This window comes from Saccharophagus degradans 2-40 (assembly GCF_000013665.1).
Classification (GTDB): Bacteria; Pseudomonadota; Gammaproteobacteria; order Pseudomonadales; family Cellvibrionaceae; genus Saccharophagus; species Saccharophagus degradans.
This window is the reverse complement of the sequence record NC_007912.1, coordinates 2938160-2957668: the sequence shown is the minus strand read 5'-3', so window position 1 is coordinate 2957668 and position 19509 is coordinate 2938160. Positions and strand designations below refer to the sequence as shown.

The 19509-nt window shown below is 43.5% G+C and carries 18 protein-coding genes and 2 pseudogenes; 16 read left to right on the top strand and 4 right to left on the bottom strand.

Annotation, left to right across the window (positions count from 1 at the left end):
- The first annotated feature begins 183 nt into the window (after window positions 1-183).
- From SDE_RS12185 to SDE_RS12150, 6 genes are all read left to right on the top strand, one after another.
- Window positions 184-576, top strand: coding sequence for a hypothetical protein (locus SDE_RS12185; protein WP_011468810.1), 393 nt, complete (start codon window positions 184-186; stop codon window positions 574-576).
- Between the two features lie 607 nt (window positions 577-1183).
- Window positions 1184-1537, top strand: coding sequence for a hypothetical protein (locus SDE_RS12175; protein ID WP_041324648.1), 354 nt, complete (start codon window positions 1184-1186; stop codon window positions 1535-1537).
- A 397-nt stretch (window positions 1538-1934) separates the two neighbouring features.
- Window positions 1935-2342 carry a DUF4440 domain-containing protein gene (locus SDE_RS12170; RefSeq protein ID WP_011468808.1) on the top strand — a complete coding sequence of 136 codons (408 nt, stop codon included), beginning with the start codon at window positions 1935-1937 and terminating at the stop codon, window positions 2340-2342.
- 1202 nt (window positions 2343-3544) lie between these two features.
- Window positions 3545-3895: a hypothetical protein gene (locus SDE_RS12160; protein ID WP_011468806.1), complete on the top strand. Its 351-nt coding sequence runs from the start codon at window positions 3545-3547 to the stop codon at window positions 3893-3895.
- 151 nt (window positions 3896-4046) lie between these two features.
- On the top strand, window positions 4047-4598 hold the full coding sequence (locus SDE_RS12155) for a hypothetical protein (RefSeq protein ID WP_011468805.1): 552 nt from the start codon (window positions 4047-4049) through the stop codon (window positions 4596-4598).
- Window positions 4599-4634: 36 nt separating this feature from the next.
- On the top strand, window positions 4635-5096 hold the full coding sequence (locus tag SDE_RS12150) for a hypothetical protein (protein WP_011468804.1): 462 nt from the start codon (window positions 4635-4637) through the stop codon (window positions 5094-5096).
- 383 nt (window positions 5097-5479) lie between these two features.
- Here SDE_RS12150 and SDE_RS12145 read toward each other — a convergent pair.
- Window positions 5480-6456 (bottom strand): annotated as a pseudogene (locus SDE_RS12145) (transposase).
- A gap of 115 nt (window positions 6457-6571) precedes the next feature.
- Between SDE_RS12145 and SDE_RS12140 the strand changes: the two are divergent.
- From SDE_RS12140 to map, 3 genes are all read left to right on the top strand, one after another.
- Window positions 6572-7297 (top strand): hypothetical protein, encoded by a 726-nt coding sequence (locus tag SDE_RS12140; RefSeq protein ID WP_011468801.1) that lies wholly within the window; start codon window positions 6572-6574, stop codon window positions 7295-7297.
- A 403-nt stretch (window positions 7298-7700) separates the two neighbouring features.
- Window positions 7701-7907 carry a ParD-like family protein gene (locus SDE_RS12135; protein WP_011468800.1) on the top strand — a complete coding sequence of 69 codons (207 nt, stop codon included), beginning with the start codon at window positions 7701-7703 and terminating at the stop codon, window positions 7905-7907.
- Complete coding sequence (map, locus tag SDE_RS12130; protein WP_011468799.1) at window positions 7900-8673, top strand: type I methionyl aminopeptidase; 774 nt, start codon at window positions 7900-7902, stop codon at window positions 8671-8673. The genes SDE_RS12135 and map overlap by 8 nt, the downstream gene beginning before the upstream one ends.
- A gap of 648 nt (window positions 8674-9321) precedes the next feature.
- Here the strand turns inward: map and SDE_RS12125 are convergent.
- Window positions 9322-10449 (bottom strand): zinc-binding dehydrogenase, encoded by a 1128-nt coding sequence (locus tag SDE_RS12125; protein WP_011468798.1) that lies wholly within the window; start codon window positions 10447-10449, stop codon window positions 9322-9324.
- Between the two features lie 648 nt (window positions 10450-11097).
- Here SDE_RS12125 and SDE_RS12120 point away from each other — a divergent pair.
- The 4 genes and pseudogenes from SDE_RS12120 (at window position 11098) to SDE_RS12110 (ending at window position 12988) form a co-directional block, all read left to right on the top strand.
- On the top strand, window positions 11098-11541 hold the full coding sequence (locus tag SDE_RS12120; RefSeq protein ID WP_011468797.1) for a GNAT family N-acetyltransferase: 444 nt from the start codon (window positions 11098-11100) through the stop codon (window positions 11539-11541).
- 338 nt (window positions 11542-11879) lie between these two features.
- Window positions 11880-12053, top strand: a pseudogene (locus SDE_RS23240) (hypothetical protein); the annotation flags it as partial.
- 64 nt (window positions 12054-12117) lie between these two features.
- Complete coding sequence (locus SDE_RS12115; RefSeq protein ID WP_143710887.1) at window positions 12118-12516, top strand: hypothetical protein; 399 nt, start codon at window positions 12118-12120, stop codon at window positions 12514-12516.
- Window positions 12517-12682: 166 nt separating this feature from the next.
- Window positions 12683-12988 (top strand): hypothetical protein, encoded by a 306-nt coding sequence (locus SDE_RS12110; protein ID WP_011468795.1) that lies wholly within the window; start codon window positions 12683-12685, stop codon window positions 12986-12988.
- Window positions 12989-13358: 370 nt separating this feature from the next.
- Here SDE_RS12110 and SDE_RS12100 read toward each other — a convergent pair whose 3' ends face one another.
- Window positions 13359-15005, bottom strand: coding sequence for a methyl-accepting chemotaxis protein (locus SDE_RS12100; RefSeq protein WP_011468794.1), 1647 nt, complete (start codon window positions 15003-15005; stop codon window positions 13359-13361).
- 375 nt (window positions 15006-15380) lie between these two features.
- Between SDE_RS12100 and SDE_RS12095 the strand changes: the two genes are divergently transcribed.
- Both SDE_RS12095 and SDE_RS12090 read left to right on the top strand, forming a co-directional pair.
- A complete protein-coding gene (locus SDE_RS12095) occupies window positions 15381-16559 on the top strand; it encodes a sialidase family protein (protein ID WP_011468793.1) in 1179 nt (392 codons plus the stop codon).
- 186 nt (window positions 16560-16745) lie between these two features.
- Window positions 16746-16997, top strand: a complete 252-nt coding sequence (locus SDE_RS12090) for a hypothetical protein (RefSeq protein ID WP_143710886.1) — start codon at window positions 16746-16748, stop codon at window positions 16995-16997.
- Between the two features lie 329 nt (window positions 16998-17326).
- On the opposite strand, the gene SDE_RS12085 is transcribed toward SDE_RS12090, so the two are convergent.
- Window positions 17327-18349 (bottom strand): SGNH/GDSL hydrolase family protein, encoded by a 1023-nt coding sequence (locus SDE_RS12085; protein ID WP_011468791.1) that lies wholly within the window; start codon window positions 18347-18349, stop codon window positions 17327-17329.
- Between the two features lie 763 nt (window positions 18350-19112).
- Here SDE_RS12085 and SDE_RS12080 point away from each other — a divergent pair.
- Complete coding sequence (locus SDE_RS12080) at window positions 19113-19439, top strand: hypothetical protein (protein WP_011468790.1); 327 nt, start codon at window positions 19113-19115, stop codon at window positions 19437-19439.
- Window positions 19440-19509 lie beyond the last annotated feature (70 nt).

The window sequence follows — 19509 nt, the reverse complement described above, 5'->3', positions numbered from 1 at the left end:
AAAAAACTGTATAAAGTGCAAATCTGAAAATGTTTGGCTTAGAAATGATACGTTTATGTGTAAAAGGTGCGGTAAAAAGTGGCATTAAAATCTAACAAGTTTATCAACGAAAGGCGCTGAAAAGCGCGCCGGACCTCCGCAGCTGCGCTGCTCCGGCCCGTTATAAAGGCGTTAGGCATCGGCATGAAGATAGTATCTAGCGATAATAAGTTTTGGGTTGAATTGGTAAAGGTTGAGGATGAGTACGGTTATAGTGCATTTTCAATTTATGGCTATGCAGATCTCGGTCATAGTAAATTTGAGGCAAAAAACAATGATGTACATCTATTGAATTTGCCGGAATTCATCAGTAAATTTGATCGTTTTATTTTGGATAGAACATTGGTGCCAAAGCTAGAAGGAACCTATGATTCTTATCTAGAGTTTAAGTGTGTCGGTAGTCCGGTAATATTAACGTATAACATAGGCAGTGCATATTGCGGTACAACCAATAGTGAATTTGGGTTCACTGGTTCATTTGAGGTCGAGCAAGAGTATCTAAATACGCTCCTTTTAGAGCTGCAAGAAAATGCCTAACAAGTAGCTGCACGCTGACAACCTTTGCTACGCTCATTTTGTGTATGTCGCGTAGCTCCATTTTACACAAAATGCTCTCCGCAAAGGTTGCAGGTGAGCTAGGCGTTATGCGTTTACAGGGAATTGACGAAATTAAAATTCTGAAAATATTTGCGAGAGTGGTTTTAATACTATTTGGTTTATACTTGCTAAACGGTGCTGTTTTTGGGTTTTGGGCAGCGTCTGGTCCGCCAACAGATACGCCAGAATACTTTGAGCATATTGGGGTCACTAGACTAAGCTTTGCGATAGCATGTTTTAGCGCTATTGCTCTCGTCGGTATTAGGTTAAGTGATTTTAAACGGCAAAAGTTATATTGGGCGCCAGTGGCAATTATTGTTGTTTGCGTTGTCTACCCAAAGGCCCGTGAGCAAATTCACATAGATTCATGCCTAGATCAGGGCGGCTCATGGCAGGTTAATTTTAAGTGTCAAAAATAAAAACGCATAACAAAAAGTTCAACCTGACCTCCGCTGCGTCGCTTGTTTTTACGGTTTCACGCTACGCTACCGTAAAAACAATCAACTCCGCTTCGGCAGGTTAACTTGGCGTTAGGCAGCACAAGAATATGAGTCCAAGTAAACAGTTTTATATCATTTCATGCATTGCTGCATTCCTTGGAGTTTTAGGCTCATATCTCTGTAATGCATATTATCATTTTGATATTGTTCGCTATCTATGGCTAGCGGTTACGTTTTGGGTATTTGGAGCAGTTATTCCATCAATAGCGCTTGGTCTAATTTTTAGAACTTATCGGCAATTACATCTAGCACCACTCGTGCTTATCATTACTAGTTCAGTTTTATACTTTGGTATTGGTCAACGGTTTGCAATATTGGCAGTAGGTGTTGGTATTACATTTATAATCGCGTTATTAATACCTCATGCTTGGGCTGTAATAACTGTTCGGCGGGGTAAATAAAATGCCTAACAATACGCTAAAACACCGTTTCGGCCTGCGGCCTCCACTGGACGCCCAAAGCTCCGCTTGTTTGTGCATTTGCTTCGCAAATTGTTGCACAAACCAGCTCCACTTTGTGCGCCGTTTAGCTATGCGTTAGGCGTCGAATCGTCGAATCGTCGAATCGTCGAATTCAGATTTTGCATGTCGATTTAAGAAGTTCTCAATCGACTACAAGTGAGCCATTTTGGCTCCTGACACGACGTAAGCTGAGGAAGTTTTTATGTATAGATACAGAACGAATAAGGACTACACACCAAGAGGGAGCCAACGAGTTGCTCTGAGTAAAATGGCCAGTGTAGTTTCCCTCTTGATTTTTTTGCCTTTTTTACTTACTTCCTGTAACCAAGGAGCAACTATGAAGCCAGACTTTGATAAGGCTGTTCAAGCCCATTTAGATAGCATTACTAATCGAGATATTGACGCCTTCAAGGCAAATCTGACCCGCAACGACACGCTGTATACGATTGTTCAAAACGGGCATGCATTCACAACACCAACTGAGCTGATAGACATTCATGAGCAATGGTTTAAAGATCCAAACTGGATATGGGAAGGAGAAGTTGCTCATAAAGTCGTCGGCGAAGATATGGCCATTGCACTAATTAAGTACCAGTACCGCGCAAAGGCAGAGGACGAGCCATTCAGCACTTGGCTTCTCTACGTTTTTCAGTTGGAGGACGGTAATTGGCGCATCGTGCATGACCAGAATACGGCTCTTGATTTTGTCGCGTTTGCACGCTCGGCGGGGATTGAGATTAAGTGAGATCGCCTAACAAAGTCCTACAGCCGGACAAAATCATAGCGTCATGTCTTTTGCTTGCGCAAAAGTCACGCCACCATGCTTTTGCCGCTGAGGAACGGCGTTATGAGCTACCAGCTAGGTATCGCCAAGGTCGGTTTTAAGGTTTAAATTTAGGTTAATTTGTATGCGCTATGGGATGGCTTTTTCCTCGGTTTTTCACTTCCATTCCATCTGAAAAAGTACTAGGCTAAACGCAATTTTAGCGAGTATTTTCTTCGCTTTTTTGCAATTCCTACTTAAAGCGCAGAAGGTTGGTGCTACTGCTTTGGTGTAAAGGCAACGCGGCTATAAGTAAAATCAAAAGCATGTATGGGTTACTAATCAATTTAGTTGGTAATAAAATATTTAAGGTGTTGTAGGTATGGTTCGTGGTCTCTCATAACAAAACGCTAAAACACCGTTCCGGCCTGTGGCCTCCACTGGACGCCCAAAGCTCCGCTTCTTTTGTGCATTTGCTTCGCAAATTTTCGCACAAAAGCAGCTCCACTTTGTGCGCCGTTTAGCTATGCGTTAGGCTTCACTATGGTACAGAAGACATTGCCAATAATTTTAATAATTATAAATTTAGTCTACGCACCGTTTCTATTTCTACTAGTCTGGGGAGGGGTGCCCCGATGGTACGTGCAAATGTATGGTATTGGGGCAATAATCCTTGGGTGCCTATTTGTAGCATGTTACAAATTGAAACTAAAAAATAGAGGGATCTTACTTCTATGCTGCATGCTGGCAATGCTTTTAACACACACTAAAGCCGGTCTAGTATTTGGTGTTGTTATTCCCAGCGTCACAATTATTTATGCCTTGTTAGTGTTAATCGCACCTTCTCGTTACCCTTACTTATTTTGGTTCGCTTGTGGCACGGTTGGGTCGTATATCTGGCTTCAGAGCGCTAATAATTTATGCAATTATCTCGTTTTGTATACTTATTCGTTCTTTTCAACAGAAACTGATCAAGTGCTAAGCTTTATAAGACCAATAGATCTTGAGCTTATCGCTTTATCCTTGGTTGTGGTTAGCCCACAGATCGTTAGTATCGTAGTTCTACGGTTTTTGCAGGCTCACAGCCTAACAAAAAAAGCCAGCAGGACGCCGCAAGCGGCGCCGCTGCTTTAGGCGTTATAGCTCTGCCGGGCTCTCAGAAAATACCATCAGGAGAATTAGACATGACTGAGAACGATGAAGGAATGTTTTCACCTGCCGATTACGCACAGGCGCACTTTGAGCTTAATGGCGCGGAGATGGATGAAAGCACCAAAAGCTTGTTTAAAGAGTATCAGTGGTCTCACGGCGACTTCCATGTTACCTCCGAGTATGCACCGGAGAACGAGGAAACACGCATCTACTATATCGTCACATTAAATGGCAATGAATTTATGCGTTGCCGTCATGAATCAGCAATTACATCAATATTCGACATTATCGATCAGAATAAATTGCTTTCAGAGCGTTGTGCCGAACTAGAGGCTAAGTTAGGAAAAAATAAAAAAGGGCTGTTGTCTAAATTATTTAGCTAATTTGAATGAGCTATAACAAGTTTGTCAACAGGACATTTTTTGCTACGCTCCGTTTTGCTGTGGCTTCGCCACTTTACCGCAAAACTCCACTACACAAAAAATGCCTGTTACAAAGGCGTTATAGCTATCAATCCATCAAGGAGTCAGATTTATGAAAACCAAACTTATCATTATTCTTATAGTTCTGTTCACGATTTCAGCTTGTACGCAGCTTGGGGGTACAAGATTCAAAAGATCATACGTGTCCATTAAAGACGCCAATGATAAAACTGTGGGAACGCTCTTTGTATGGGAGGCCGATGCATCTGCTGCAGTGTTATTTGAAGACGGCGAAGCTTGTATGCAAACAGCTCTAGCCATTAAAACTGCAAATATACAGGCTGAAGCAAAGCTGTCAGATGCAATCCTAAATTTATCAGAAACCGCTTCAAGTATCGCAGCTCAAGCTGCAACAGATGGTCAAGCCCCCGCAAGTGCAGGAGATCTCGCTAAGGTAACCACAACGATTCAAGAAGCTGCGAGCATGCTTACTACAACCACCGAGCGCACTGCTTTTTTAAATATTGGTATGTTCTACATTTGCCAAATCGCTGCGAACAAGTCTATTAACGAAGCTCAAGCAAACGCTCTTATCAATACACTAGTTACATCGTCAGCAGGCATGCAAAGTTATAACAATGCCAGCAAGCCGGACTCGCAATAAATTGCTCGCCGCTTCTGGCGGCGTTATGAGTAAGCCATGAAACGAGTAGTTTACGGTATCTTGGGACTTTTGAGTGTAGGGTTTATTGCCTTCAACGCATTGTCTCTCTACGTTTTTGGTAAACCCGAGACTAATATACGTGTTCAGTCTTCAGACGGAGAATGGGCCGATGGCGAAGTCCTATTTAAAGGAAGAGATTTTGAGGGTTTGGTGTTTACTCATGAGCTATATAAATTGGTTTGCAATGCGCCATCGGCTAAGATTGAACGAACTACACCAAAACCAAAAATGTACGAGCTAGCTCACTGGTTCAACGACTACAGCGAACCGAAGTGGAAAATTCCTTTTCAAGAAGTCCACCCTAATTTGGTTGGTAAGCCTATTTATCCAATTGTGGGTGTTGAGCATTGTATGAATAAAGGCACGCATAAAGAAGTACTATCTAAGGCAGGAGATAATGCTAAAAAGTTCATTGCAGAACTTGAGAAAAACTCATAACAAGGCCCACCAGGCTCAGCCGCGTAGCGGCTTGGACCTCCGTTGCGGTGCTTGTTTTGCGGTTTACGCTACGCTACCGCAAAACATTCACCTCCACTGCGGCCCCTGTGGGCGGCGTTAGCCATTAAAGGTCAGGTTCATATTTATGGAAAAAAAGTATCAAGTGTTCGTTAGTTCAACCTATGAGGATCTGGAAATAATCAAGACAGGCAGTAATTAAAGAAATCTTAACTACTGCCTTATTTTTTATTCCTATTAGTTTGATTTTTATTTTTGTTGGAAAATGAAATGTCCAATACGCCTAAATATTGGCATTTTATATCGTTTTCACAAATTTAAGGCGAGCGAAACTCTTGAAGTGTTGCTGTAGTGTTAGGGTTGGATTATAAAAACAAGCTTCTAGCTAAGCTGATCCCCGGTGGCTTTTTATAGCCAAGGTTTTCAGCAGCTAACCGAATAGCATTCTCAGAACCTGCAAAAGTCGAAACCCGTTTTTCAAATTGCGTAGTTAAAATTAACCATTCAGCAGGCGCTATACCTAGCCGTGTAAGTATCGGCGGTAGGTGCCGGCTAATGCTACCGCGTTTATCCGAGCGTACCGCACGCCCAGTCCAATCTACTAGTTCTAAATAATCGTCTAGTTTAAAAGGTAGGCCGTCTGGCATTGGTTGGCGTGGGTTGCCCACAAAGGGGTAGAGGGTTTTGGGTTGGTTTTGGTTCGAACCTAATTGGTCTACTCGAAGTTTAATGAAGTGTGTATGGACTTTTCTGGCGTATCGGCCATTTTGGCTCGCACTGGATTTAAGTCTACGTATGCCATGCACGCGGCAAGTGCTTTTTCATCTAACAGTGCTTGCGAGCTAAAGCGTGATTCCCAAAAACTGCCAGTGCAATTATCTTCTGCGTTTGCCATGCGGGCAATGGGTTCATTTAGGGCGCGCATAAACCAGCTAATATCAAATAGCTGTTCGCGCCACAGCTCAGTTTTTATGGCTACTGCGTCTAGCTCTACGTCAGTTAAATTTTCATTTCTTTCGTACTTTTGGGTAAGTAGTGTGCCTTTATATATGCGGTGCCATCTGGCGCATACTTCTTTAGCGGTAAGTGCTAGCGCTTTTTGTTGGTTGATATGAAGTACAAGGTGCAAGTGATTAGACATTACCGCATAGGCACAAACATCTATACAAAAGACTTTCGCTAGTAGGTGAATTCTATCTTCCACCCATTGGCGGCGGTGTTCGTAATCTGTGTTTGTGAAGGCGTCGTAACCACATAAAAATGCACGGCGCACGCAGCGTGAAGTGCAGTGATAATATGGTGTGGCATCTAAAGAAACCTGCATTTTTCTGGGCTTGGGCATATCTAACCTCCTGTTGGATATACAGTGGTTTATGCAAGTGTGCTGGATGCGTGTCAATTATTTCGGTGGCTGTCTTAGTTTGGGGCTTTGGTCTTAGTTTGGGGCTATATCGAATATGGATTGGCGTATTGGGCAAACTATATTCGTCAACCAATCTGGCAGCTGGTTGCCAGAAAAGGTGCCGTCTAAGCAACTCCAATCTGTGTATTTAGAAGATAACGAATTTCGTTCACCAGCGTACTATACAGTTACCGAGACCAGTGCAACTGATATAAAGGCGTACTGGAGCCGCAGCAATTATATGGAGAAATATAGCGCCTATGAAGCCAGTCTTATGCAGGATAACGGCAAGATAGCATTGCCTGACAATCTACAGCCGCCCAAGGAAGGCGACATTTTAATGATGCTGTTACGCGAAGTGGCCTTTAATTTCAATGCAGACATACAGTACGGAGCAAGTCGGTATGCTAGCCCGTATTTTGGTGGCCATATAGTGTCTCGCATTGATGATATCTCTAATGTTGTATGCCACGGCGGCGGTCGCCAATTCAATTGCAGTTTTGATCTAGAGGGTGTTATCTATTATAGCGGCCAAGGCGGCGCGCTATTAGTGCGTGAAGTTATCAAATTAAAAACAGGGTCCGCTGAAGAGAAGGTAAGTGAACATGTGCAGCGAACACTGGTAATGACTGAGGCTGGATGGCGCTCACCAGATGAAGAAGCGCAGATAAAAAGCTATCAGCGTGAAATGATGAAAAGTGTAGCGAAAGGTTTCGAAAACGGGGCTTGCGCCGTTGAGAATCTAGGTCCAGATTATTTGGTTTCTGCGGGGTGCCAATAATTAAAGAGCGCCTTGTTGAATAGTTCAACTAAGAAGAAAGTATATGCGCTTGTTTTGTCGTTTCTTGCGTATGAGGCTGACGGGAAGCTTAGAATTATGAATGCGAGCAATTCTAAGCTAATTGAATATTATTCTTCTAGAGGCAGATTTTCATATAGGAAGGGCCAGCAGGGCAATCCTCGTTATTTCGTGAAAAGTATATGAACCCAGACGAATAACCAAGGGGAATTGAAGAGCAATTGAAATGCATATAACAAAAGGACAGCCAGCAACGTCCGTAGTTCAGCAATTGCGATGTATATGGACGCTGTTGTTGCGAGTGCTACATCTCTTACTGAGTGTATTGTTAGTTTGCAGCTGGTAATATATGATTTGTATATAAATTGTATATCGAGGGCTTGTTATGGGAATTGTTAAGATTGATGACGAACTACACGGGGAAATTAGAAAGGCGAGCTCTGTTATGGTTCGCTCTATAAATGCTCAAGCGGAGTATTGGATAAAGGTGGGAATGCTCGCAGAAGCGAACCCTGGAATGTCTTTTTCTGACATCATGCGCGACCAAATGGCGCTGGCCGAAGTTGATATTAGGAAGGTTGTAAGTGGCTAGGTTATCGCTGAAAAATGCCGAAGAGCTAAGTGTAATGCGGGAGTCTGGTCGGCTTCTGGCTACTGTTTTTGATTACCTTGATGGCTTCATCGAGGTTGGGGTTTCAACCATGGAGATCAATGACTTAGCGGAAAAGTATATCACTGACAAGTTGCATGCTCGCCCAGCCAGTAAAGGCCAGTATGGGTATCAGTATGCTCTGAATAGTTCCTTAAATCGTGTTGTATGCCACGGAGTACCTTCAGACACTCAGAAGTTGAAGTCAGGTGATATTGTCAATATTGATATCACGCTGGAGCAGGGTGGGTTTATCGCTGACTCCAGTAAAATGTACATGGTTGGTGATGTGACGCCCGCGGCTAGGTGTTTAGTGAATAAAACTTATGAGGCCATGTGGGAAGGGATACGGAAAGTGAGACCGGGTGCGTCCCTTGGGGATATAGGTCATGCCATACAGAGCCATGCGCAGAAACATGGCTATTCTGTTGTTCGCGAATATTGTGGGCATGGAATAGGGCGAGAAATGCATGAGGAGCCACAGGTGCTTCATTATGGACAGGCTGGTAAGGGGTTGGTTCTTCAAGAGGGTATGGTGTTTACCATCGAGCCTATGATTAATCAGGGAAAGGCTAAGGTTAAGTTGAAGAAAGATGGGTGGACCGTTGTCACTAGTGATAAGAAATTATCTGCTCAGTGGGAGCATACAATTGCCGTTACCTCTGATGGCTACGAGGTGCTGACGCTTAGAGCCGAGGAGTGCGAATAAAGATCAAGTCGAGACACAGATGAACGCTCCCGTTTCGTCAAGCAATACTTGACCAGCTACTTATCGATTAGAGCTACTTATTTATATTAGGCATCACTAGTAAGCCACTTATATTTAAGCAGGCGGTTACACTGAAGGGGCAAATTCAAGACAGGCGATAGTTAAAGAAATGTCCACTACTGCCTGTTTTTTTACTCCTATTAGTTTTATTTTTGTTGAAAAGTGAAGTGTTCAATATCCAAAAATAATGGCATTTTTGTTTTTTATCAAATTTAAGGCGAGCGAGATCTGCTTTTGTGAGGGCATCGTAACCACACGAAATGCACGGCGCACGCAGCGTGAGGTGCAGTGATATTATGGCGTGGCGTCTAAAGAAACCTGCATTTTTTTGGGCTTGGGCATATTTAACCTCCTGTTGAGTATACAGTGGTTGATAAAGTTTTCGTGGATGCGTGTAAATTATTTCATGCTAAAACATAGCAAGGCTATATATGGCGAATCACCCGGCGACGCTGTACCGGTGGTGTATGGGGCATAACAACGGCGCAGCGGTTCTTCGCGAAAAATCGGCAATGATTCTTGCCTTTATCGAGAAGAACCTACCTGACTCCAAGTCCCTAGAGTGGCCCTGCAGCCATATTTCAAGCGTTAGCTCTGTGGTTTAATCAGGAACTTCTTTCCGGTCGCCTGTTTACCGTAAACCGAGATTGCATCCAATTGTAATGCACCGACTAGGGATACTTCGTGATTGTAGTGACTGGCGAACGTGGTCTTTATTTCGGCGGCTATACGTTTGCGCATGGCGTTGCTGGTTTCCTTGCCCAGTTTTCCTAATGCATTAAACAATAAAAAGCCGTTCACACCCCAGGCAAAACCAAAATTGCGGTTCAGTGTGATTGGGCCACGATCAAGGCCGCCATAGATATACACCTGCTTATAGATGTCAGATCCATACACGCTGTATTCAGTCATGTTGCGAGAGACCGCGACTTCCATGCAGGTGAGAATATCGCTAGTCAATTTACCGCCACCGATAGGGTCGAAGGCGATGGTAGCGCCGGTTTCAATAAGGGCTTCGGTCAGGTCTGCCATAAAGCTGTCGCTACTGGAGTTGACCACGTATTTGGCACCCATATCGCGCAGCAAAGTTTCTTGTTCCGGCTTACGGACGATATTGACTAGGTCGATGCCGTCTGCGATACAAATGCGGTTCAGCATTTGTCCGAGGTTGGAGGCGGCGGCAGCGTGAACGATAGCTTTGTGACCTTCAGCTCGCATGGTTTCTACCATGGTTAATGCAGTCAGTGGATTAACAAAGCTTGAAGCGCCTTCGGCCGCAGTCGTACCCGGCTCCAGTTCGAGACAGCTTTGAACATTGGTACAGAGATATTTGCGGTAGCTACCACCGCCAATGACCGCAACGGTTTTGCCCAACAGGCTTTGCGCAGCGGCTGATGAGCCTGCAGCAACGACTGTACCGGCGCCTTCGTTGCCGACGGGTATTGGCTTGCCAACCCGCTTTTTAACAGCGCTCATGTACTTGGCTGGGACATCGGCACTGATGACTGGGCGATCGGCGCTACCGGATTGGCTGGCAGTCGTCATATCGGCCGCGCTGAACATCACGCCCAGGTCAGACGGGTTGATAGGGGCAGCTTCGATGCGGATGACGACTTGGTTTTCGCCTGGCTGCGGGATCTCGATCTCGCGCAGGGCCAGTTCCAGTTTGTTGTCTTCGCTAATAGTTGAAGTAAGTTCGATGTTGGTATCTGACACTTTTTTGCTCCTGCAAAAGTTAAGTGGTGTAATGTAAATCAAATTGTAATTCAAAGTGTAATTCAAGACGGGCTTTGGTGTATGGTTTTATAAAACTTGAAACGTTAGGTTCTCTTGGTTGACATTGGTTATTTGATTTACATCACAGGTAAAATCTACACCCTGTTTTCACGGTGAATCGAGACATTAACTAAAAATTTGTGCGATTGCCTATTTTTTAGTTCTCCCTCACTTGGTTTAAGATTTATTGGTAAGGCGACAGGCGGAGTAAGGTGTCTGCCTGCCTTAGTGCCCTCTTTGCGATAGGGGGCAGCGAATTTGGCGGCGATAATGCCTGGCCGAGATTCCGGCGTTCTCGGTGCTAATAATGGGCGCCACTTCCGGCTTTCATACCAATCAGGCAGCGAGGGCATTTGGTAATGAAAGCAAGAGGCTTGTCGCGATTAACCGTTGTACGTAGTACGATTTTCTCCGCTTGGTTTATACCTAAACACTGAAATGGGCTTTCGCCAAATCAATACTCAGTAATGTAATATTTATCTCGACTCCTGCTGCTGTTAAGAGTTTGTTGGCGTACTTCGCTTTGGCACTCTGCGATGCCGTTTGGGTGGTGGAGCACATAACATCCGTTAGTATGGAAAGAAAAATATGAGCATTCGGATAGCAAGGGCAAGTGACACACTGGCGATATCAAGTATGGTTAAGTCTCTGGCTCATTTTTACCTAGATGACCCCAAAAAAGAACTTCCTGATTGGTTGGCTGAAACTTTAACGGAAAAGGCATTTTTAAAAAGAATAAGTGAGGGAGGCTTTTTAAACTATATTTATGAGATAAGTGGCCGCATTGTTGGGTACATATCTCTTAAAGAGCCAAATCACCTTTATCATTTGTTCGTATCTGAGCAGTTTCAAGGCAATGGTATTGCCAGAACCCTATGGGAGCATGTTCAGCAAAGCGTAGAATATGACTTTTTCACGTTAAGGTCCTCTATTTACGCTGTGCCTGTTTATAAGACGTTTGGATTTACCGAGTCTGGGCCTCTAGGAGCTAAAGATGGCGTATCCTTTCAACCAATGGAGCTAATTCCATGATGCTAATGAAGCCATCAAGCCAAGCTGCTGCGAACGCAGTAGGGGATTGTAATAAGTTGCTCCCCGCTTATGGCCGGTGTTATGTGACTTGTTGGAATTTAAGTTTTGAGTAAGGTTGCAACATGTGCATGCGGCGACTTTAAGGTTGAGGTTTCTGGTGAGCCGGCTTTAAACGGTATCTGCTACTGTAAAAATTGTAAAAATTGTAAAAAACGTACGGGTAGTTCCTTTGGAATGTGGGCTTACTTTAAGCGAAGCTCTATCCTGAACATAGAAGGTAATTCCTTTTGCTACGAGCTTACTAATCCAGCAGATGTTTCTCATCAAAAGCGGTTTTTTGTTGTCGCTGTGGCACAACCGTGTATTGGGAAGTTTCAACTCAAGCTGGTATGGTTGGCATAGCAGCAGGCTGTTTTTTAGATAATCCTATAGCTAACCCTAAGTATTCAGCTTCTACCGATAAAAAATTAAAATGGGTTAGGTTACCGTGGAATATTAAGAAATCCACATAACAAATCTTTTCAGCTGGCAGGGTGAATCGCTTCGCAATTAAACAAAGGCTTTATGTTTTTACCTATGAATAAACTCATCGTTTTACTGCTACTTGTTTCCAGTTATTCCTTTTCAATTGAAAATAATAACCGCTGCGCCAATAAAAATATGAGGGAAAAGCTGATTTCTGAAATATCTATTAGTAAATCAAGCCAGAGTGGTGGAACTATTGGGGTTGAGGTTTCGTTCCCTGAGGCTTTTGAAGGCCTGCCGTTTCATTTTACGTATTTGGTGTATAGTACCGAAGGTGAAGAGGTACTTAGAGTTCCAATTAAAGATGAATTACTCTCCGTTAGGCCGAGCATCTATTTTACGGTAAATGCAAAACGCACGGAATCTTTAGAACTCGTCACTTTATATCGTACGCAGTATAAAGAGGCTGCTTTTCATGTTTCATACTGTGAGGTTGGCTATAAAATATAACAAGCCCCTCAGGTTCGTCCGCAAACGGGTTGGGCCACTGCTTTGCGATTGTCGCTAAGCTAGCGAATAATAAACACCTCCACTAGGGCCCTCGTGGGCGGCGCTATCAATTAAAGATGTCTTCTTAAATACTGTTGAAAGGGAGACAAGTTCGAATGTGTAGTGGTTGCAAACATTAACAGCCGGGTTGGCAGGCAGTAATTTAATTATTCAATTTAGAAAATATATTGTTTCTGTGCTTGTCATATTTGCGCCAGTTTGCCTTGCGCAAAATATGAGTTCAATTCCACCAATAGAAGATAGTATAAAAATAATTTTAAGTAAGGCTGAATATGTCAACTGTTCCGGCGTGGTATTGGTTGCGATTGATGGCGAGGTTGTTTCTAATATTGGCGTGGGGAAGGCCGATGTTGATAGAGGAGTATCTTTTTCCAGTAAAACAATGACTAATGTTGGTTCAATTGCCAAGTAGTTTACTGCAGCAGCTATATTTAAGTTGGAAATGCTAGGAAAGCTTTCTACGCAAGATAAATCGATTCAGTATGTACGAATATTTAGTGCTGATGCACGGAGCCGCCTATCTTCGAATATTTATTATTTTATTGCGGGGGATCGATTTGATGGGGACATATTTGAAATGTCAGAAGATATTCATAGGGTTTTTATCAATAGTAAAAAAGTAAGGCGGGTAGTACAAAGTGAGACCGGTAGTAATTTACGCTTTGACGTAATTTTTGCTATTATTCAAGATTTTTTGACTAACTCCAAAAGCGTTTGAAGTTAGTCAAGGTTCCTAAATGGAACTCACCTCGTTTTGCTGTACGAGTATTCACGTTACGGAATTATTTGTGAGTTTTGAAGTGGCCCACTAAATCGGAGAGCGAGTTACTTAGCTCTTCGAGCTCACTGCTAAATTGTGTGGTTTTTTCTATTTCAGTGTGTGATTGTGATAAAAGCTGAGCCATGCGATTAATGCTTTGGTCTATTTCTTGGGCCACGGCAGATTGCTCTTCGGCGGAGCTCGCAATTTGTATATTCATGTCGGTAATGGAATTAATTGCTGTAACAATATTTTCGAGTGAATGTCCTGCTTCTTCCGCTTTTGAAACCGTAAGTTCCGTGGCTTTATCGCCGCTTTTCATTGTTTGGACTGCTTTCGCGGTGCCTTGTTGCAACGATTCTATCATTCCGCGTATTTCTTCTGTGGATGCTTGTGTGCGCGCTGCTAGTGTTCGAACTTCATCAGCTACAACTGCAAATCCACGTCCTTGCTCGCCTGCGCGTGCTGCTTCAATGGCTGCATTCAAGGCCAGTAGATTAGTTTGTTCGGCGATGCTGCGAATTACGTCGAGAACGCTCGATATGGCTTGGCTGTCTGTGTTTACGGTATCTATGGCAGCGGAGGCTTGCTTCACTTCTTCTGCAAGCGCCTTAACCGAATTAATTGCTTCTGTTACGATGTTCTGGCCACTGCTGGCTTCGTCATTTGCCTGAGTGGCTGAACTTGCAGCACCTTCTGAATTTTTGGCTATTTCTGTTGCTGTGCAAGCCATCTCGGTAATAGCTGAAGCAACGGCATGGGATTCCGCCTGTTGCTGGTCCATCGAACGTGCATTATTTTGCGTAATTTCGCGCAACTGGCCGGATGCTACAGTCAAGCGCTCGGTGGCTTGGCTTACCTGTAAAATGATTTGCTCTATTTTGCTTACAAAAACGTTAAAACTGCCCGACATAACCGATATTTCATCTTGATGTCTTGAGTCTACATACAGTCTTTGAGTAAGGTCGCCGTCCCCTGCGGCAATATCATTCATTGCTGAATTGGTTTCGGCTAGCGGTTGAATAATTGACCGAGCAATTAAATATGTAAGTACGCCGACAAGAATTAAAACGATAAGGCTTATGGTGGTGGGCAGCACCGAGGCACTTAGAAACGTAGCTTGCACATCCACTAGATACACGCCGGAACCTACAATCCATCCCCAGGGTTTAAAGCTTTTCACATAAGAAAGTTTGTTCGTTGGTTCTGTCTGCCCAGGTAGTGGCCACATATAAGCTACTTCACCTTCTCCCTTGGTCTTTGCCACTTTCGCCATTTCTACAAACAGGCTTCTGCCATTAGGGTCTTTTACATGGGAAACATCAGTACCATCCAGCGATGGTTTCAGGGCGTGCATAATCATGTTGGGGTGGCTGTCATGCACCCAAAAATAGTTATCGTTGTCGTAGCGAAGGCTTTTTAGGGCGGCTATTGCTTGAGCTTGTGCTTCAACCTTCGGGAGCTCCCCAGTTATTTGCTTTTGGTAATAGTAGTCGAGTGTGCTGTGAGCAAGCTCCACTATTAAGCGAGTATCATTGGATTTAAGTGAATGTAACGACGACCGTAGCTGCCCCATGGTGGTTGTAACTAAGGCTATAAGCCCTACCAATACTAAGGCCAATAACAGCCACAGTCTCACTTTAATGCTTACACGTCGAAATAACATCATGAATTGCCGCCTGAATTAAAGGTAGGTGCGAAACTTTGTCGCCACACTCACTCTAGGTTATAGTTTTTGTGTTATTAATTTGTAGCATAATATGCAAATATTTACAGCGATTTGGCGTTTATTTCCTTTTTTAGGGTTAGCAGTAGTGCGAAAGCTGTTAAATGGTTTAGCCAAGAATGGAGACTTGAGTTTGATATTTTATACAATAAAAACAATGAGATACCTCCCATGCTGCAATACCAATAACAAATAAAGAGTAATGTAAGTAGTGATTTACCTGTTGGATTTACAATAACCCTGATTCTGTGTGAAAAATAAGCTTGACTTGTAATTAAGGCGACTACACGAGTTCCAAGCACTAAAGGAGCACAATTGATGAAAATGATGTTACTAGCCGCTATTTTGGTATGTGGCGGCTGTGTGCACCTAGTCCAGCCGCCATTTGCGCTGGCGCCCAATGTGTTCGACTCGGCCCAGCCTGCCACCTTGGGTTTGCAGTCTGTATCGGGCGCTTACACTTCAACTGTGTTTACTGCGCGAGCAGGAAGTAATACGTATAACCACGGCGCTGTGTTGTTGCCGTTTAAAGGTGAGTTGTATGTGCAGTGGCAAAGCTCAGCGCGCGACGAAGACGCGGATGATACTGAAGTAAGGTTCAGTAAAACCAGTAACCACTTAAACTGGAGCGAGCCTCAAACGCTGGCCAAATCCACTGCCGGCGAACTTATTACCAACGGCGGTTGGTGGACAGACGGTGAAACGCTGGTAGCTTATCTAAATATTTGGCCTAAGCACCTGGACCCTAAAGCTGGCTATGTAAGCTACATAACCAGCACAGATGGTCGCCACTGGAGTCAACCAAAGCGCGTGAAAATGCAGGGTGGTGGATATGTGAATGGTGTAATGGAGCAGGACTTAAAAGCCTTGCCCAGCGGCCGTGTGCTTACCGCCGTGCATACCCAGCCTGGCTTAATTGCTAAACCTTATTTTACCGATGACCCGTTGGCTATAAGCGGCTGGCGTGAAGGCCATATGACTAATTTGCCGCACAAACCCGGTATAAGCCGAGAGCTGGAACCCAGCTGGTTTTTAAACGCTCAGGGCGAGGCTGTGATGACTTTTCGCGATCAGGGTGGCAGTTACAAAGTGTTAGCCTCGGTTAGTCGCGATAGGGGCGAGAGTTGGAGCTTGCCCATGGAAACTAATATGCCCGATTCACGCGCCAAGCAAAGTGCGGGTAATTTACCGGATGGCCGCGCCTATATTGTGAATAACCCAAGTGGAGTAAAGGCCCGTTTCCCATTGGTTTTAAGTGTGAGTAATGATGGTAAATGGTTTGATGAAGCTTGGTTACTGCGTGCCGGCGACGAAGATATGCCTGCGGTAGCGTTTGAAGGGCGTTACAAACGCGTGGGTTATAGCTACCCTAAAAGCATTGTGTGGAACAACGCCATATATGTAGCCTATGCCGAAAGCAAAGAAAATATTGTAGTTACTCGTGTGCCCATTGATGAGCTGGTTAATTCAGCTAAGCCTGATGCCAGAAAGCCTTAGGTGTTTATTTAGAAAGGTTGAGCGTCAGCCTTTCTTTCGAGTTATTCCCAGCGCACCTTATGAGAATCCGAGTTGCATTTATGTATAAGGTAATTAATTATTTTTCCATTTTTTTTTGCGCTTATATTATTGGGCTGCACGCAAAAAGTACCGACAGATAGCGCAGCCCTTATAGGTGAGTGGCGTTTGAAAGCGATAACCTATTCGGATGGTGAATTTCGACAGATGGAGAGCGGTAATAGGGTGGAATTCACCAGTACCGATATTATGGAGTCCATTAAGGGGTATGGAAAAAGGCGTTATAGCTATAGTAGGGAAGATAATGTCCTTGTTCTTACTTCTGGAGCCGATAAGGTTGTTTGGTCAATACTTTCACAGCAACAAGATGTGTTGAGTGTTGAAACGCCTATCGGTGTTTATCAGCTGGTTAAGCATTAGCTATGCACTCACATTAAAGCAGGTAGTGCGCCATTGTTCTTTCCTTTATTGTATTTGTTTGCGTGGCCTTTGGCGATGTAGTTGGTTCGAGAGCGTCGGATGTAAGTAAGTGCTAGGAGTAGGGCGGGTGGCTGTCTTTTTTCCTGTCTGCCTTTTATTTTCCACTTTTTTGTCTTTTTATTTTTTTAATTCGGTTTAAATTAATGCAATGCGGAAAGCGTGCGAGCCAAGGAGGGTCGCTGGGTAACTTGGTCGCCACACGCCTACCTATATAGCAAGGTGGCGGTGGCTGTTGTAACTGCTTTAGCTAACTTTATAGAAGTTGGTAACTAATTAAACCAGTGAAACCAATCAAAATCGTGATCGTCTCTATCGTGTTTGTCATCATGTTTGCGGTGTAAGCCACATACCGAGCGTTTGGCGCGTGGGTGCCAATTACCTTTGTCGCAGCTATTAATTTGTTGAAGTAAATCTTGTGAGAATGCATCGGCAATTAATTGATGTGTTTTACTGGTGATTAATACTTCACTTAAAAACATAAAGGTATCTGGGTTACATGCGCCTTCTGCTTGCTTCTCCCAGCATGGGTCTACAGTATTGGCTAGCCCATAATATTTGTGAGTTTGAATAAGTGTATCCACATATTTATCAAAGTCGAAGCGATAAATTCTTTGCCCTGTTTGACGTTCTACTTTGTTCAGCATTCTGCGGAATTTGTAGTTGTATACGCTGGTTACGTGGCTAACGCGATTGGCAATTCCTCTGCGTTGGTATGCGGGTGAAAAGCTTGTGTCGGCATAGGTTGGTGCAAATATATGTTGTGCACCGGCTTCAATTAGCCGACGTAACTGTAACTCTAAGCCGTCTACGGCATCATCAATCATGTAGTAGGGCACTTCACCTGGGGTAGAAATCGCTTCGATTACATCGTGACCACCAGACCAAAAAAAGATAAGTGCATCTGGCGGTATCGCATTATCAACTCGAGTTAGATACGCACTTACCATTTCGTTTACACCGTTTTCACCGCCCAGTGCAGCCCATGAATTTCGGGTGGAGTAATTGTAGCCACCTTCCTCGCCTGTCCAGTGTAAAGACGGCTCTGCATCAAACCCTAAATTCTCTGCAAAATAATCTGCCACTACCGGCCCATTAGCAAATCTGTTTTGCCAAAATACAGGTGGCAAATCGCCATGCAAAGAAGCGTAGTTTCCGGTGTCTCCAAATACGCCGCTAAAAATTACAACGCTACCAAAGCCAGCGTTGTCTAATTTAGTGTTTGAGCTACTCCAACTTAAATTAGAGTTAACTAGTAAACCAAGCAACATAAAAACCTTAACGAAATATGACATTTTGTTCACGGCGATTCCTCTTTATGAGTTTATAAAACCAAAAATAGATTGGTATTGGAGTGTGCATAATAGGGAATGACTTACTAACTTAAACCGTGAAAATGATTTAGATGAAAATACTTTAAGAAAAAAATATTTTGTGAATTTAATTTAAAATTTAAAGAAATTATTAGTTTAAATACACTCATCTGAGTGTGAAAAATAGGTGGATTATTAGTGTTCATGCCTAAATAAGCATTAATCTACTTTTTGAAGCTATCTGTATTGGTGTAATACCTGAATGGAGTGGTGGTAGAACGCATACCACTTTACGTTTAATGGTCGTCTGATTTTTAGGCGATTTACTTTCTTAGGTCGTTACTGGTTAAGAAGGAACACTCTTTTAATAGATATAAACGTCAAGAAAATTCTCGTTTAAATCTGTTCTTATATTAATTTAAGTGTTAGGCCGTTTAAGGTTTGCCATTAACTCTTATACTTGCTAAATTCCCGCTCGAATCTCGTTCGGTGGTTATGGTTTAGGTGCCTACGGTTATTGGCACCTTCCCTTTTCAGGTCTATTCTTATTTGGTCTGCCGGCCCTATAGACTAGGAGCCACTATGTGAAGGGTTTCTTTATTTCAATTCGCCTTATATCGGTAAGCCAATAAAGATGCCCTAGGGGCGTGAGCGCCTTGTAGGTCTACCCTTTGTTGGTTCTGTATGGCACAGCGGTTAACCGTCGGTTAAAATTTTGTACACAATGAAACAAATTGAGGAAATCATGAAACTAGGAGTTGTAGTATTGTTAGCATTGTCGGGTACTTTAATGTCTTGCGGCGGAGGCGGTGGACAAAAGTCAAGCAGTGGCTCGGATAGCGAGGAGGGAAGTGTCTCTATTCAAGAGTGCCAAATTATGATGAGTACTATTAATTTGGCTCACGGTGGCTCGTGTAATTTGACTCAAGCTGATGCGGATCTATTTGGGTTAACCCCAGGTTTGGTGCAATGTGATAATGGTGTTTTAAATTACGAAGGAAATGAATTTTCGTCAGGATCGAACTCTATTAACCTTAACGGTTTGAGTTTTGTTTGTTCTGTCAACGGTTAATAAATGGTTTGTAGCCTTTGCTCTTACCTGTTTTTAAATTCGGTGTATAACTAAGTAGATTTTTCCCCAA